Genomic DNA, 12,691 nt, shown 5'->3' on the forward strand with positions numbered 1-12,691 from the left:
AGGGCCGGAACGTCTCCGTTCCGGCCCCCGTCCTTGTAACTCTGCGGAGCGGCTTAGGCTTCCGGCAGACCTTCTTCGACCTTCTTGAAGGCGCCGTCCAGCTTCGGACCGATCAGGGTCAGGGTGCCGATGATGGCGACGGCGATCAGAGCAGCGATCAGGCCATATTCAATAGCCGTGGCGCCCGATTCGTCGTTGGCGAAGTTCTTGATGAAGTTACGCATGAATATCTTCCTTCTTTGTCTCAGCGAGCAACAGTTCCACCGTCAGGGTCACCGGTTTTGCCCGCTTGACCCCCGTTTGCAAGGCGACCATGCGCCGCCGTTCATTAAGGCCGAGTAAAACGAAAGAACCCGTCTCTCGATTTTGATGGTTACTGATGCGTTTACTATAGATTTCATCCTGTAAGCACCGATACCGCTGACCTTCAGGATTTCTTGATCTTTCCGGTCGAGATTTCACGCCTAGCGCTCGCGCGCGCTCATTCATTCCTCCGGAGCCGCCCATGCCCCACCGTCCCTTCCGGACCCTCGCCCTTGGCGCCGCCGCCCTGCTCGTGCTCGGCGCCTCGGCCCAGGCACAGGCCCAGTCACGACCGCTGAACGTCGAGATCGACCACGCGACACGCGTGCAACTGCGCGCGCCGGCCGGCTCCGTCATCGTGGCCAACCCCAAGATCGCGGACGTCACCGTGGTGGACGCCAACACGCTCTTCATCACCGGCAAGGGCTATGGCGTGACCGAGATCGTCGCCGTCGACGCCCTGGGCCGCCCCCTGTTCCAGAGCCAGGTCGTGGTCAGCGCCGGGTCCGCCGGTTCGGTCCGCGTCTGGCGCGGCGCCCAGGCGACCGAGATGGCCTGCGGCGCCAGTTGCTCGCCGAGCGTCCGAGCCGCGCCGGCGCCCTGACCAAAATGGGCCCGGCCGTCCGCCTTCTCCGCCGTTCGTCGCAGATGCGACGGCGCAAACGCGACCGTGAAGGTTCGACGGCGATCGAGTTCGCCATGCTCGCCATGCCCTTCTTCTTCCTGCTGTTCGGCATTCTCGAGATCGGCATGCTGTTGTTGCTCGACGCCGTGGTTGAGACCGCCGTGTCCGACACCGGCCGCCTGGTGCGGACCGGGCAGGCCCAGCAGCAGACCCTGACGACGGCGGACATCAAGCAGAAGCTTTGTGCACGCATGAGCGTCTTCTCCGCCGACTGCCCCTCCCGCGCCTTTATCGACGTGCGCGTGGTGGACAGCTTCACCACGCCGATCGCGCCCAACCCCCTTTCGTCCGGCGTGTTCGATCAAAGCAAGCTCACCTATCAGCCCGGCGCTCCCGGCGACCGCGTGATGGTGCGGATCTGGTACGAGCAGCCCATCGTCACGCCCTTCATCGCCCAAGCCCTGTCACGCTCAACCGACCACAAGGTGTGGCTGACCACGACCCTGGCCTTCCGCAACGAGCCCTACCAATGAGGCGGCGCCCTCCTTCGAGCGGCTTGCCGGGCTTCTGGCGCGACCGACGCGGCGTGTCAGCGATCGAGTTCGCCCTGATCGCGCCCCTGATGCTGGTGATCTACTTCGGCCTGGTCGAGCTTTGCCAGGGCTACATGGCCAATCGCCGCGCCGGACACACTGCTTCGATTGTCGCCGACCTGGTGGCCCAGGCTGATGAAACCTCGACCCAGGACCTCACCAGCGTCTTCGCTATCGGCGACATGATCATGCGCCCCTTCCCCTCGGCGCCGCTGTCCATTCGTGTCTCGAGCGTCACGCGCGACACCAACGGCGTGGCCCGCGTCGATTGGAGTCGGGGCAACAACAAGGCCCTTACTGCGCTTTCCAAAGGCTCTGCGGTCACCGACCTGCCGTCGGGCCTGATCGAGAATGGCGAAAGCCTGATCCTGGGTGAAACCGAATTCGTCTACACCTCGGCCTTCGCCCAGATCATCAAGACGCCGATCACCTTCCGCCGCAGCTACTACCTGCGACCGCGCACCCAGGACCGGATTCCCTGCGCCAACTGCTAGAGGCCGACCAGGGCCTCCTTTAGGGCCCTTATCTTGGCCGCGGTCTCCTCGCACTCCGCATGCGGGTTGCTGTCGGCGACAATGCCGGCCCCGGCCAGAGTCCGCCAGCGCCAGCCTGCCTTGTCGCGCTCGAACGACGCCGTGCGGATCAGCACCGAAGCCGTCAGGGCGTCGTCGCCCGCCAAGCCCACCCCGAACAGGGAGCCGCACCAAGCACCGCGCGGCGCCTCATGCCCGGCGATCACCTTCATGGCCTGATGCTTGGGCGCTCCGGTGATCGAGCCGGGCGGGAAGGTCGCCTCCAGCACCTCGGCAGCGCCGACGCCGGGCCAAGCGGTCGCCGTCACCGTCGAGACCAGATGATGCACGGTCGGGTGGCTCTCGACCTCGAACAGACGCTCGACCCGGACCGTGCCGGGCGTCGCCGCCCGCGCCAGGTCGTTGCGCATCAGATCAACGATCATCAGGTTCTCGGCCCGGTCCTTGGCGCTGGCGACCAGTTCAGCGGCCAGGTCGGCGTCGCGTGCAGGATCGGCGTGGCGTGGCCGCGTGCCCTTGATCGGTCGGGTCTCGATCCGACCTGAAGCAGGATCAAAGGTCAGGAACAGCTCCGGCGAATTGGACACCAGCGCCCGTTCGTCCAGCCGCCAGAAGGCCCCATAGGCGGCGCCGCGTTCCGTCGCCAGGCGCGCGAAGACCTCGAACGGATCGCGCCCTGGCTTCAGCACCCCGCTCCAGGCGCGAGCGATGTTGGCCTGGAACAGCTCGCCCCCCGCGATCCGCGTCACGACATCAGCCACCGCGGCCTCATAGGCTTCGGATGGAGCTTCCTCCGTGAACTCAGTTGCCGGCGCCGACGGCGCGGAAGGCGCAACCGCCTCGGTCAGCCAGGCCGCCGCCCGGCGGACTTGCCTCTCCGCTTCAGCTTCAGCCGCATCCGCGCCTCGACCCACGGCGAAGACCGCAGACTCCGCATGATCAAAGGCCAGAAGGGCCGGATAGCGGGCCAGCATCAGGTCCGGCCAGACCTCGGTGCGCGATCCCGTCGCCGGACGCGCCCCGGCGTCATAGCTCATCAAGCCGACGACCCCGCCGCCCGCAAAATCCGGGTCGCGCAGGGCGGCGAAGGGGGCGCCCGCCTCGACAGCGCCCACGAAGAGCCGATCCGGCTCGCAGGCGACAAAGGACCAGCGCCCACCGTGGGCCCTGGGATCACCCGCGCCGGCCAGCAGGGCCAGCGCCCCTTCGCGACGGTTCAGCCCGGCGGCGACGGCCAGCGGCTCGACCCAATCCAGCTGCGTGATATGGACGACCGGCAAGCTCATGCCGTCAGTCGCGCCCGGATGCGCTCGGCCATGGCGGCGTCGACGCCCAGGGCCTGCGTTAGATAGCCGTCGACGCCGCCATGGCGCGCCGCGATCTCGGCGAAGGCGCCGTCCAGATAGTCCGCCTCGACGCCGAGGAAGGCGACCACCGCGCCGTGCGAAGCGTGACGCCCCGTCATCTCGGTCAGCTTCTTCGCAATCCCCTCGGCCCGCCCCTCCAGATCGACGGCCACATTGGTCAGCAGGTAGTCGGCGATCAGGTCATCGCGCGACACGCCCAGCAAACTGTGGGTCAGGGCGGCCAGCAGGCCGGTGCGGTCCTTGCCCGCTGCACAGTGGATCAGGACCGGGCCGTCGCTTTCAGCCAGAGCTCGGAAATAGCGGCTGAACAGATCGATGTGTGCGGTCTCGAACGGCAGGCGGCGATAGGTCCCCGTCATGAAGGCGCGACCGGAATCCTCGGTCAGATCGGCGGTCTTCAGGAAGGTGATGTGCGGGGCCTCGCCGCCGTCGTCATGGTCGCTCTCGATCACCTGACCGGCCCAGCCGACAGGTCGCCGCGAGGGCTGGTCGCGGCGCTCGCTGGGACGGCGCAGATCGACCACGATGGCGAGGTTCAGCGCCGCCAGCTGCGCCAGATCGGCCTCGGTCGCCTTGGCCTGATGGGCCGAACGATACAGACGCCCGCGCGCGATCCGCGCGCCGGCCCCGCCGACGGCGTAGTCGCCATAGTCACGGAAGTTGTCGATGGCCTGAAACGGCGAAAGGCGGTCGTTCATGACCGCCTTCCTAGGACTATTCACGCGCCAAGGCTAACGGGCGCCGACCAGACCGGACATGGCGTCCAGATAGGCGACGAAGGCGTCGCGCCCGGCATCGGTCATGGTCGCGCGTGTCAGGGGCTTGCGGCCCTGAAAGGTCTTGGCCACCTCGACGAAGCCCGCCTCTTCCAGTTTGCGCAGGTGGACCGACAGATTGCCGTCCGTGGTCTGCAACCGGGCCTTCAACTCGTTGAAATCCGCCGTCCCGACGCCCGACAGATAGGCCATGATCCCCAGACGCACCCGTCCGTGGATGACCTCGTCAATGCGGCCGATGTCGAAGGCGTCAACCGTATCTGTCGCCATCAGATCACCTCCGAGGGTTCCTGACGCACCAGCAGGACGCCGGGCAGAAGCGCAAAGAGGAAGAGGCCGGCCGCGTAGCCCAGCCACATCAGCGGGCTGCCCGTCAGGAAGGCGATCAGGGGCGCCGCGATCCAGCAGCCAATGGCCAGCTTCCACTGCCATTTCTGGTCGCTCATGGTCGCCGACACCGCCCAGCCCGAGCCGTAGAGGGCGAAGATGAGCGATGGGAAGATCAGCGAGGGGACCGCGCTCTGGGTCTTCCAGCCGATGACGGCCATAGACAACGACATGACGAAGACGCCCAGGCCAACGCCCATCCAGCCGGCGCCCGAGGCGCGATTGGCCGCCGACTGCGCACCAGGCTTGCGGTCGCAACGCCGGATCTGGACGATCAGAACGCCAAAGAAGACCAGCATGGCCCCGCCCCACAGGACGGCGTAGGCGACGGGCGGTACGGCGAGAATGCCGCTGTCGATGCCATAGGCCACGACCGAGGCCAGGCCGAAGATCAGACCGGCCGAAATGAGAATTCGCCCCCCCAGAAGCGGCGTCTGACGCCCTTCCTGGGCCAGGGCCTTCATATAGGCGATGTCGTCGTGGACGGACTGCACTTGGTCGCGGGTCATGGCGCTTCTCCCTGCCTGTTAAGTGGATACTGCGACAAGAGCTTTATGTTGTAAAGTTCTTTTTCTAGGACGAAGCGCGCGACACATTCTAGGCCTTGGCCATGCGCGTCGCCTTTCATCACATCGCCTATCAGCCCCTGACCATCTGCAACGCCCTGTCGATCGATCGACTGGAGGCGACCGTGCGAAAGGCGGGCCTGCCCCCCGGCGCGGCGGTCATGGACATCGGTTGCGCCTATGGCGAGGTGTCGATCCATCTGGCGCGAGCCTTCGACGCGCAGGTCACGGCGGTCGAACTGGACCCGGTCATGGCCGAGGGCGCAGAGGCGAGGATCCAGGCGGCGGGCCTGTCAGAGGGGATCGCCGTGCGACGCGAGACCTCGGCGGCGGCGCTGGCCGCCCTGCCCCCGTTCGATCTGATCGTCGCCATCGGCTCGACCGAACCGGCGGGCAAGGGCGTGCGCGAGCCTGCCGCCGTCTTCGCCGCCCTGAGCCGGCACCTGACGCCGGGCGGCTCGCTTCTCTGGGGCGACCTGTTCTGGAAGGACGAACCGCCTGCGCCCCTGCGCCAACTGGTCGAGACCGGCGGCTACTACGTCAGCCACGACGCCTGGCAGGCCGCCGCCCGCGAGGCGGGGCTGGAGGTCGTCTCCGCTGAAATCAGCGGCGAGGCCGAATGGGCCGCCTATCGCACCGGCATGGAGACGGCGATCGCCGACTGGCTGGACACCTGCCCCGACCACCCCGACGCGCCAACGGTCGCCGCGACCGCCGCGCGAATCAAGATGATGTTCGACTTCGGCGCGCCCTATATCGGCTTCGCCCACTACCTGTTCCGAAAGGGCTGACGCCCAACGGAAAAGGGCGCCCGAGGATGCCCGGACGCCCTTTTCATCTAGTCCTGAAATGCGCTCAAGCAGCGCGCGACCGCGTCGCGCGCGTTAGCGCCCTTCTTCTTACCGGAAAGGCGGCTCGTCGAAGGCGCGCAGCTTGCGCGAGTGCAGCCTGGCGCCCTCGGCCCGCAGCAGATCCACGGCCTGGATGCCGATCTGCAGGTGCTCCGAGATCGAGCCTTCATAGAAGCGGTTGGCCTGACCCGGCAGCTTGATCTCGCCGTGCAGCGGCTTGTCCGAAACGCAAAGCAGGGTCCCGTAGGGCACGCGGAAGCGATAACCCTGGGCGGCGATGGTGGCCGATTCCATGTCGATAGCGACGGCGCGGCTCTGGTTGAAGCGCAGGGCCGACTTGGAATAGCGCAACTCCCAGTTGCGGTCGTCGGTGGTGACGACGGTGCCGGTGCGCAGGCGTTTCTTGACCTCTTCGCCCGGTGCGCCCGAGACCAGCTTGGTCGCATCATAGAGGGCGCGCTGCACCTCGGCGATGTTCGGCACAGGGATGTCGGCGGGCAGGACTGCGTCCAGCACATGGTCGTCGCGCAGATAGGCGTGGGCCAGGACATAATCGCCGATGGTCTGGCTGGCGCGCAGACCGCCGCAGTGACCGATCATCATCCAGGCGTGCGGCCGCGTGACGGCCAGGTGGTCGCAGATGGTCTTGGCGTTCGACGGTCCGACCCCGATGTTGACCAGGGTGATACCCTGACCGTCGGCCCGCGTCAGGTGGTAGGCGGGCATCTGGTGGCGGCGCCAGGCCGCGTCCATGATGGCGCGTTCCGGGTCGGGGGTCTCGCGGTCGATGACCACGCCGCCGGCGCACGACAGGGTCTGATAGACGCTGGTCGGATCGGCCAGCTGGGCGCAGGCCCAGCGCACGAACTCATCGACGTAGCGGTGATAGTTGGTGAACAGGACATAGGACTGCACGTCCTCGACCGGGGTGCCGGTGTAGTGACGCAGGCGGGCCAGAGAGAAGTCGGTGCGCAGGCCGTCGAACTGGGCCAGGGGGAAGTCCTCGCCCGGCGCGAACAGGCCGTCCGAGATCTCGTCGCCGATATGGGCCAGGTCCGTGGTCGGGAACCAGCGGGCGATGGCCGCCGTCATGGTGCTGTCCAGCGCCACGCCCGAGCCGTCCAGCACATAGGGGAAGGGGATTTCCTGATCCGACGGCTCGACCGTGATGGTGACGCCGAACTCGGTCGTCAGCAGGGTCAGCTGCTCCAGCAGGTAGTCGCGGTAGAGGTCAGGGCGGGTGACGGTGGTCGTATAGACGCCGGGCCGCGACAGGCGGGCGAAGGCCCGCATTTCCAGATCGTGAGGGCGGTCGCCGAACCAGCTGACGGTCAGCCGCGGATAGGCGAACAGGCCCGCGGCCCGGGCTTCGGGATCGGCGCGCTCGTCGGTCTCGAGGAAGCGCTTCACTGCATTGCGCAGATTGGCGACGGATTGATTGTAGAGGGTTTCGAGGCGGTCCAGCGCCGCCTGGGGGGTCATCTTGTCTGTCATGACTTCCTCTAGCGGAAAACCGTGACCATGGCGAGACGGGGGAAACACAAGGACACGACTGTTGACCGGAAGCGGCGGTTGGCGTTCCGCTGTCGTCAGGAGGACACGCCCATGATGAGACGCCTGATCTGCGCCGCCGCCACCCTGTCGGCCCTAGCCGCCACGCCCGCCTTGGCCGAGGTCAAATCGGCGACGCCCGGCGGGTTCCAAGTCGGAGGCGCGGTCGCTATCGAGGCCCCGCCCGCACGGGTCTGGGCCGTCCTGACAGCCCCTGACGACTGGTGGAGCCGCGACCACCGCTGGTTCAGGAACTCGACCCTGTCGCTCGACCTCGCTCCCGGCGGCTGCTGGTGCGAAACGGCGGTCGACGGCCGCGTCTCGCGCCATCTGGAGACGGCCCTGGTCGAACCGGGATCGAAACTGGTCCTGCGCGGCGGCTTGGGTCCGCTTCAGGGCCAGGGCGCAAGCGGCGGTCTGACCTTCGACCTCAAGGCTGAAGGTAGGGGCAGCGTCCTGACCTGGTCATACATCGTGGGCGGATATACGCCCGGCGGTCTGGAGAACTGGGCCACGCCAGTCGACGGCGTCCTGTCGGCGCAACTGGCCAATCTGAAAACGCGCGTCGAGACCGCCGACTAGACCAGTTCGCGACTGAAGAAGGCTATCGCGGCCCGTGTCAGTCTCGCCTCGCGGGACTCGACCAGGCTCTGGACTCGACCGACGGCCTCAATCCGGGACGCCAACGTGGTCGCGGCCTGATCCCGGCCGCCCAGCCAGAGCGGCGCGGCGTCGGCCCGGACATAGGCCTCGGGCTGCGTGGCGGTCAGGTCGCGCTTCGTCGTCGGCGACCGCTCCAGCGCGCCCGCCGCCCGGATCAGATCGGGACGCCCCTGCGCAGCCATATAGCGCCGATCCAGGGCGAGCATCAGGGCGGCGTTGGCGCTCGCTCCCAGGCCCAGCACGCCCAACCGCGCCGGGTCGCCGCCGAACCCCGCCGCCCGTTCCGCGACCCAGGCGGTCGCCAAGGCGGCGTCCGCGATCACCAGAGCCTCCGAACCGCGCATCGTCCGCATGTCCGCCAGGGCGGCGACGAAGCCGCGTCGCGCCAGCCGCCGCGCGGTCCGACGCCCCTCGCCGCGCCCGTCATCGAACAGCATCAGCAACGGCCGCCCGGTCGCGCCCTGAAGAGCGTATATCTCGACCGTCTGACGCGGATCGGGGCCATAGCCCAGCCTCGAGCCGACGCGCGCAGCCGCCCATGCGCTGTCGAGCGGCGCGGCCATGAGACCGCCGAGCAGGGAGAGGAAAAGACCGCGACGGGTCATGGCGCTCCGACGACTGAGGAAGCCTCTTATCGCCACAGACCGCGCACCGCTCAACCGCCCCGCTTCGTCTTCAGGTCTTGCGCGCCGCCGGCCGTCGCCGTTTCGGCAATCCACTCGGATTGCCCCAGAAGGTGAAGACGGCCAATGAGCCCAGCAGAGTCAGGGCCACGCCCGAGGCGGCGACCACCAGGCGATAGGTCAGGCCGCCGACCTTGGCCGCATGGATCGGATACTGGGCGTTGGCCACCCGTAGTCCCAGAGGCAGGGTCAGGGCGTCGCGCGCGCCCACGATGCGGCCGTCCGCCGGGTCGAACCAGACCTGGGTCCGGCCGTTGGGAAGCCATTCCGCCGCCCGCTGCATCCGCAGGCTGATAAGGCCGCCGGGCTTGGTCGGCAGGGAGATGATGCGCGGCGCGGCGTCGGGGAAGCGGCCTTGCGCCTCGCTCATCATGGCGGACCAGTCCAGGTCGGGCGACAGGGCGCCGCCCTCATGCTTGGGCGCGGCCATGATCGCCTTCAGGTCCTTGCCCGGCGACAGGGCCACGGCCAGGCCCTCGTAGAGCGGCAGGGCCAGGATGGCGCCCGTCGTCAGGACCACCGCCAGCACCGGCGCGCTCCACACCCCCAGGTCGCGGTGGTGCTTGACGATCCCGGCCCGCTTCCAGGTCTTCGGCAGGACCGCGAAGACGAAGGTCCGGCGCGTCGGCCACCACAGGATCACCCCGGTGATGACAAAGCCCAGACCGGCCAGGCCCGCGATCCCGGCGATGGTCTTTCCGACATCGCCGATCAGCAGATAGTGGTGCAGGTCGAACAGCCACAGTTCGGGCCGCGCCCACAGGCTGTCCCAGCGCGCCACGATCTGGCCCGACTGGGTCGCATAGGCCCCGCGCGCCTTGTCCTCATAGTTCAGGCGATGAATGCCCAGACGGTCGTCCGCAAGGATGACGGAACGTGGCCGGTCGGACGCCGAAAAGGCCTGGTCCAGCGCGGCCCCGATCAGCCGGGGGTCCGAAACCCGCGCCTCGGTCGCGTGGGGCACGACGGCGCGCAGCCAGTCGTCCTTGAACACCAGAACGGTTCCGGTCAGCCCCAGGACGAACAGCAGCAGGCCGATCAGCCCCCCGGTCCAGCGATGCGCCAGTCGAACCAGACGCATCAGAAGCGACGGTCCCACCCGAGGGTGAAGGAACGGCCCCGACCGGCGAAGTAGCGCAGGTTGTCGGCCGGATTGCTGGTGTCGGAGCTATAGGTCACATAGTCCTCGTTGAAGAGGTTCTGCACCGCCAGCGACACGCCCCCGAACGAGAAGTCGTAGCGCAGATAGGCGTCGGCCACGGTGTAGCCTTCGAAGTTGTTGCGCACGTCGCCGCCTTCGAAATCCCGCGCCAGATAGGCCTGGACCTGCAGACGCGCCGACAGCGGGCCGTTGGCGTAGACGGCCGCCGCATTGATCCGGTCCGGCGAAATGTTGGCCCCGTCCAGATCCTGGTCCACCCGCCCGTCGTCATTGGTGTCGGTCTGGCCGCGCAGGCGCGCATAGCCGGTCGAGACCGTCAGCCCCTCGATCGGGGTGCGGGCGCGCAGGTTCAGCTCCAGCCCCTCGATCTCGACCGCCTGACGCTGGACGTCATAGACGCCGTCAGGGTTGCGAACGAGGAACTGCCCCAGGTCCGACGAGGACCAGAAATAGGTCGCTCCGGCCTCGAACGGTCCGCGCTTCACCTCCAGGCCGATCTCCTGATTGTCCGAGACCACCGGGCTGATGTCGAGGAAGCTGTCGACCTGGACGCCGTCCACATTGATCGAGCGCAGGATACGGCCGACGTCCGGCACGGTGTAGCCTTCGGCGTAGCTGGCGTAGGCGCGCACGCCGTCCATCGGCTCATAGACCACGCCGCCGTTGACCAGGGTCGCCTCGAACTTGGGCTTGCCACCCGTCACCCGGCGCGAGCCGTAGGAGGCCAGGGTGGTGAAGTCGTCGACCGACAGTTCAACGTTTTCCTGACGCACCCCGCCGGCCAGACGAACCTTGCCGTCGAACAGACGCATGTTGGCCTGAACGAAGGGGGCGACGCTCTGGAACTCGGTCGGCGGCACCCAGGCGCGGTTGGTGGCGATCAGAAGCTGTTCGGTGCGGTCCTTCAGAGTGTCCAGGCCGAGGGTGGCGGTCAGGCCCGGCACGCCGGGCACGGCGCGCTCATAGCTGGCGCGCGCGCCCAGCTTGCGCGAGCGGTTCGACGACTGGTCGAACAGGGTCCCGATCGGGGCGATGCTGGCGTCCTGCATGGTGGCGGAACGGTCGCCGCCGAAGGTGTCGCGCGTGCGGTTGAAGAAGACCTGGGCGCTGAAGTCGCCGCCCCACAGATCACTGTCGGTCAGCGAGGCCGAAACCGTCTCGACCCTGTTTCCGGCGGGCTCGCCCTCGATCTGGCCGCGCTCGCTGCTGGCCGGACGGCCGATGGTGCGATCGCCAGGGACACGGACATAGTCCCCGTCGCCCTTCAGCTCGAAACGATTGGCCAGCAGGTCCAGGCGCACCGTGTCCGTCAGATCCCAGCCGAAGCGGCCGAAGAAGGACAGGGCCTTGGAATCCTGCACCTCGCCCTGGGTGTTGTCGACGCCGACGCGGCGGCCGTTGGCGTCATAGAAGGCTCCGCGCTGGTCATAGGCCACGCCGAAGACCCCGTCGAAGTCGCCCTGGCGATAGGCGGCCAGACCGCCCAGCTTGGCCCCGATCCCGTCGCCTTCCGGCCCGCCCGAGCTGGATAGCTGGGCCAGCATCCGCCCGGTCAGGCCGTCCTCGGTCGGCGCGCCGACCGTCACCTGATTGACCACGCCGCCGGTGGCGCCGATGCCCTGCAGGGCGTTGGAGCCGTAGATCAGTTCGACCCGGTCCACGAAGAAGGGGTCGATCGTATAGCCGTCGCGCGAGCCGTCCCGGATCGGGGTCGACTGCGGGATGCCGTTGATGGCGAACAGCGGCGAGCGGCCGCGCAGGCTCTCGCCCGAGCCGGTCAGCTTCTGCCGCGTCGGCGAGAAGGACGGCGACAGGGTCGCGACCGCGTCAATCACCGAGCCGCTGATGGCCACCTGTTCCGACAGGGTCTTGCGATCAATCACGTCCACCGTCATCGGCAGGGCGCTGGGCGGCAGGATCGTGCGCGCCGCCGTCACGACCACCTCCGCCACAGTGCTGACCTCGGGCTCCTGTCGCGTCGTCTGGGCGGCGGCGGTCGAGGCGAATGCGGTCCCGGCCAGCAGGGCCGAAACAGCGACAAGGCCGGACGATCGGCGCAGCGACAAGACGGGCGAGGCGAAGGGCATGAGGGGGAGACTCCAGAAGAAGGCCCCGCGCTTAAATGCAATTGCGAGCGACTTGCAATACAATTCCGCCCGGCTGGAGGCGTGGGAACGCCCTGTTCGTCACACTTCACTCACCAATTTGTCGTAAAATATTTACATTGAAAAAATTGAGCGCATAATTCGCTCTGAGTCCGGAGCGAATTCCGGCCAAGGGAGGATACCGCATGCGCCTGATCGCCGTCGCCGTCTCGACCCTGCTGCTCGCTGGAGCCGCGCCCGTTCTGGCTCAGAGCCCCGAGCAGAGTCCGCAGGACCAAAGGCCGCAGCCGACGCGCGTCTCGACCGTGCAGCCGCAACGCGTGGTGCTGATCTGCGAGAGCGACGCCGCGACGCGCAGCGCCTTCACCCGTCAGTACGGCGCCGAGCCGGTCTTCCTGACTGCGCGCGAAGCCGCCGCGGCCAAGACCGCCGGCCAGACCTGGACCACGCCGCGCTGCATGACGGAGCGCGAGCACAGCCGTTACGTCCAACTGACCCAGGCCTACGCCGCCCACTAAGGGCATCT

At 67.7% G+C, this 12,691-nt stretch carries 16 protein-coding genes; 6 read left to right on the top strand and 10 right to left on the bottom strand.

What is annotated here, in order from left to right; translation table 11 throughout:
- Positions 1-53 precede the first annotated feature (53 nt).
- Positions 54-224 (bottom strand): Flp family type IVb pilin, encoded by a 171-nt coding sequence (locus RTY13_RS15835; protein WP_312784887.1) that lies wholly within the window; start codon positions 222-224, stop codon positions 54-56.
- Positions 217-507, bottom strand: a complete 291-nt coding sequence (locus tag RTY13_RS15840) for a hypothetical protein (protein WP_312784889.1) — start codon at positions 505-507, stop codon at positions 217-219. Before RTY13_RS15840 ends, RTY13_RS15835 begins: the two co-directional genes overlap by 8 nt.
- On the opposite strand from RTY13_RS15840, the gene RTY13_RS15845 reads away from it, so the two are divergent.
- From RTY13_RS15845 to RTY13_RS15855, 3 genes are read left to right on the top strand one after another with little or no spacing between them, the layout of a single operon-like run.
- Positions 506-907, top strand: coding sequence for a pilus assembly protein N-terminal domain-containing protein (locus RTY13_RS15845; RefSeq protein WP_312784891.1), 402 nt, complete (start codon positions 506-508; stop codon positions 905-907). The genes RTY13_RS15840 and RTY13_RS15845 overlap by 2 nt on opposite strands.
- A 44-nt stretch (positions 908-951) precedes the next feature.
- On the top strand, positions 952-1,461 hold the full coding sequence (locus RTY13_RS15850; RefSeq protein WP_312784893.1) for a TadE/TadG family type IV pilus assembly protein: 510 nt from the start codon (positions 952-954) through the stop codon (positions 1,459-1,461).
- Complete coding sequence (locus RTY13_RS15855; protein WP_312784894.1) at positions 1,458-2,015, top strand: TadE/TadG family type IV pilus assembly protein; 558 nt, start codon at positions 1,458-1,460, stop codon at positions 2,013-2,015. Before RTY13_RS15850 ends, RTY13_RS15855 begins: the two co-directional genes overlap by 4 nt.
- Here RTY13_RS15855 and RTY13_RS15860 read toward each other — a convergent pair.
- The 4 genes from RTY13_RS15860 to RTY13_RS15875 are packed head-to-tail and all read right to left on the bottom strand — an operon-like array spanning position 2,012 to position 5,093.
- A complete protein-coding gene (locus RTY13_RS15860; RefSeq protein ID WP_312784895.1) occupies positions 2,012-3,340 on the bottom strand; it encodes a chorismate-binding protein in 1,329 nt (442 codons plus the stop codon). The two genes, RTY13_RS15855 and RTY13_RS15860, sit on opposite strands and share 4 nt — an antisense overlap.
- On the bottom strand, positions 3,337-4,119 hold the full coding sequence (locus RTY13_RS15865; protein ID WP_312784896.1) for a tyrosine-protein phosphatase: 783 nt from the start codon (positions 4,117-4,119) through the stop codon (positions 3,337-3,339). The genes RTY13_RS15860 and RTY13_RS15865 overlap by 4 nt, the downstream gene beginning before the upstream one ends.
- Before the next feature lie 33 nt (positions 4,120-4,152).
- Complete coding sequence (locus RTY13_RS15870) at positions 4,153-4,467, bottom strand: transcriptional regulator (RefSeq protein ID WP_292085233.1); 315 nt, start codon at positions 4,465-4,467, stop codon at positions 4,153-4,155.
- Positions 4,467-5,093, bottom strand: a complete 627-nt coding sequence (locus tag RTY13_RS15875; protein ID WP_312784899.1) for a hypothetical protein — start codon at positions 5,091-5,093, stop codon at positions 4,467-4,469. Before RTY13_RS15875 ends, RTY13_RS15870 begins: the two co-directional genes overlap by 1 nt.
- A 101-nt stretch (positions 5,094-5,194) precedes the next feature.
- On the opposite strand from RTY13_RS15875, the gene RTY13_RS15880 reads away from it, so the two are divergent.
- On the top strand, positions 5,195-5,941 hold the full coding sequence (locus RTY13_RS15880) for a methyltransferase domain-containing protein (protein WP_312784901.1): 747 nt from the start codon (positions 5,195-5,197) through the stop codon (positions 5,939-5,941).
- Between the two features lie 108 nt (positions 5,942-6,049).
- Here the strand turns inward: RTY13_RS15880 and RTY13_RS15885 are convergent, their stop codons facing one another.
- On the bottom strand, positions 6,050-7,495 hold the full coding sequence (locus RTY13_RS15885; RefSeq protein WP_312784903.1) for an AMP nucleosidase: 1,446 nt from the start codon (positions 7,493-7,495) through the stop codon (positions 6,050-6,052).
- Positions 7,496-7,606: 111 nt separating this feature from the next.
- On the opposite strand from RTY13_RS15885, the gene RTY13_RS15890 reads away from it, so the two are divergent.
- Positions 7,607-8,134, top strand: a complete 528-nt coding sequence (locus RTY13_RS15890) for an SRPBCC family protein (protein WP_312784905.1) — start codon at positions 7,607-7,609, stop codon at positions 8,132-8,134.
- Here RTY13_RS15890 and RTY13_RS15895 read toward each other — a convergent pair.
- From RTY13_RS15895 to RTY13_RS15905, 3 genes are all read right to left on the bottom strand, one after another.
- Positions 8,131-8,820, bottom strand: coding sequence for an alpha/beta hydrolase (locus tag RTY13_RS15895; protein WP_312784907.1), 690 nt, complete (start codon positions 8,818-8,820; stop codon positions 8,131-8,133). The genes RTY13_RS15890 and RTY13_RS15895 overlap by 4 nt on opposite strands.
- A gap of 70 nt (positions 8,821-8,890) precedes the next feature.
- Positions 8,891-9,979, bottom strand: a complete 1,089-nt coding sequence (locus RTY13_RS15900; protein ID WP_312784908.1) for a PepSY-associated TM helix domain-containing protein — start codon at positions 9,977-9,979, stop codon at positions 8,891-8,893.
- Positions 9,979-12,147, bottom strand: coding sequence for a TonB-dependent receptor (locus tag RTY13_RS15905; protein ID WP_312784910.1), 2,169 nt, complete (start codon positions 12,145-12,147; stop codon positions 9,979-9,981). Before RTY13_RS15905 ends, RTY13_RS15900 begins: the two co-directional genes overlap by 1 nt.
- A gap of 203 nt (positions 12,148-12,350) precedes the next feature.
- Here RTY13_RS15905 and RTY13_RS15910 point away from each other — a divergent pair, with 203 nt between their 5' ends.
- Positions 12,351-12,683 carry a hypothetical protein gene (locus RTY13_RS15910; protein WP_312784912.1) on the top strand — a complete coding sequence of 111 codons (333 nt, stop codon included), beginning with the start codon at positions 12,351-12,353 and terminating at the stop codon, positions 12,681-12,683.
- Positions 12,684-12,691: the final 8 nt, after the last annotated feature.

The organism is Brevundimonas sp. (genome assembly GCF_032055285.1).
Lineage (GTDB): Bacteria > Pseudomonadota > Alphaproteobacteria > Caulobacterales > Caulobacteraceae > Brevundimonas.